Origin of the sequence: Paraburkholderia unamae (assembly GCF_003096875.1) — a bacterium.
Lineage (GTDB): Bacteria > Pseudomonadota > Gammaproteobacteria > Burkholderiales > Burkholderiaceae > Paraburkholderia > Paraburkholderia unamae.
In genome coordinates this window covers 1-2,169 of sequence record NZ_QEOB01000064.1, presented here as the reverse complement: position 1 = coordinate 2,169, position 2,169 = coordinate 1, and the positions used below count along the sequence as shown (strand labels likewise).

Here is a 2,169-nt window from a genome sequence, read left to right as displayed (position 1 = left end):
CCTGGGCGCAACGCCATTGCAGCGGCTGCGCCCCGCTGGTGTATGCGGTCGAAAGGCACTGGCCGCTGCGCGCGGCAGCCAGCGCGTGCATGTCGCCCAGCGTGTAAGCTTTTCTCTGCTGCCGCGCGCACTCGGGACACCACGTACGATGCTTGACCGATGCGGGCGTGGCCTGCCAGCGGTGCCCCTGCGCACACTCCCATTCGAGCGGCGTGGAGCAGCCTGCGTAGTGTTGCGAGAGACAGCGCCCGTCGTGCCGTGCTGCTGCCGCGTGCATCGTTTCCAGCGTGTCGAGTTTGCGCACGCGAGGGCAGGTTGGGCACCAGGTACCTTGCTTGACGGAGTCAGGCGTCGCGCTCCAGCGATGCCCCTGTACGCACTGCCATTCCAGGTGATCACTGCCGCGCACATAGGTAGCGGACAGGCACATGCCGCCCCGGCTGGCGGCAAGGCGGGGCATCTCCTCGATGGTTTTCGTCACGGCCATCTTTCGACTACGGCTCTTACACGGTCGGGCCGCCACCCGCGACCACGAGTGTTGCGCCGCACGACGTACTGCTGCCGTGGTGGGCGATGTTGCGACCGTCAATCGTGCCGAGACCGCCGCTCGTAATGACGGCAGGGCCATGGTCGGGGCAGGTCACCATGTCACCCACGCGGGCGGCGGGGATGCCGCCTATCGTGACGCAGGGGGGGGCGGTTGAGACAGCGCCACCGTGGGTGGTGGGAGTGCCGAGGGTTGCGGCTGGTGTTGGCATATGAAGCCAGTTCCAATTAAAGTGATTCCCGGTCAGCAATTTATTTCACCGCGGCACTATACAATCCATGCCCACATCTACTTTTGCAGAATACTAATTTTGCAATCAAGTACGATCTCGACAATGGAATCAATTCTTTTTTCGTCCACTTTTGAAAGTCTGACGCACAACGCTACCATCACGTACATGAGAAAAAATACTACAAGAGAAGCACCCGCGACAACAAACGATCTCGCAGTATAATCAGAATCGACCACGGCTGAATAAATCACGAAAACCGCCAAGATCGAAAATAGGATGACGAATAAAGTCGCCATCCTTATAAATGGTGAATTTCTGTAATAACCAATTAAACACGAACCCGAATTCGATCTTTCAAAACGACCAACAAATATCGAATGCCACGGATTTAGAAGATTCGGGTGCATATAGGCCATTTTTAAGCCATCGCCATGAAATTCACCTAAAATACCCGCCCTTCGTCCAAGTCCTACCTGAGGAGAAACAAAGGCGCCTTGAAGTGCTTTTTTTGCTTCACCCAATTGCATAGGTGAACGAAATTCCCGCACAGGGCTTTTATAAAAAATAAATTTCATGATCATATTCAGTGCCTTATACACCATGCGCGCTGGGTGGATTTAATTACTTCGCCAGCCGCCCCCAAACCAGGGCCAAAGCTTACGGAACCCGAGGCACTCGATGCTTTAAATGGGTTAATGTTATCGGTTTGACCCGCGAGGCCAAATTTCGCTAAGATGCCGCCCGTACCAAACACCCCGTATGAGTCACTCTTTCCTGTCGTGGTGGATGACGAACCTAGAGACCCCGTTATTGCTGCGCCTATCGCCGCCCCTGGACCAATGGTTTTTGAGACGTTCGTATAGAAACACGCGTCTATCATCATTTCATCACTGGACTTGCTAAAAGCAAGGCCTGCCGAACCACCGCCACCTACCAAAAGATGGCCTGACACTCCCAGATCGGCTGAAGCCGATCCTTGGAAATTTCTCCACACATTTATAAGCGATGGTGCCGGAGTCGGAGGATTGGAAAGTGCTACGGCGACTTCGTTTGGACTTGCCCCATTACTCGTCATCCATTGCGCCAGCGAAACCTGTTGTTGCGTCGCCGCGCCGTTAAACCCCATAAAATCATCTAATCCAAATGGATCTATTCGCATTGCCGGTGCATTGCTTGCATATAAGTAGGGGTTACTTCCGCCCGACAGTCCTATCGGATCTTGATTGACGTACCGACCCGCCTGCGGATCGTAGTACCTGAAGCGGTTGTAGTGCAGCCCCGATTCAGCATCGAAGTACTGCCCGGGGAAGCGGATCGGGTTGTCGATCTCGCGCTTGAAGTGGCCCCGCGTCTTGCCGTAGGCGCTCAGGTCCGCTGCCCACACGACCTG

3 protein-coding genes and 1 pseudogene are annotated in these 2,169 nt (G+C 55.1%); all 4 read right to left on the bottom strand.

The window, feature by feature from the left end; translation table 11 throughout:
- Positions 1-481, bottom strand: a pseudogene (locus C7402_RS46690) (zinc-ribbon domain-containing protein); the annotation flags it as partial.
- 22 nt (positions 482-503) lie between these two features.
- Positions 504-758, bottom strand: a complete 255-nt coding sequence (locus C7402_RS46055; protein ID WP_116615299.1) for a PAAR domain-containing protein — start codon at positions 756-758, stop codon at positions 504-506.
- Between the two features lie 77 nt (positions 759-835).
- Positions 836-1,354, bottom strand: a complete 519-nt coding sequence (locus C7402_RS46685; protein ID WP_133254682.1) for a hypothetical protein — start codon at positions 1,352-1,354, stop codon at positions 836-838.
- An 8-nt stretch (positions 1,355-1,362) separates the two neighbouring features.
- Positions 1,363-2,169: RHS repeat-associated core domain-containing protein (locus C7402_RS48140; RefSeq protein ID WP_279635617.1), on the bottom strand; the 807-nt coding region annotated here is incomplete at its 5' end.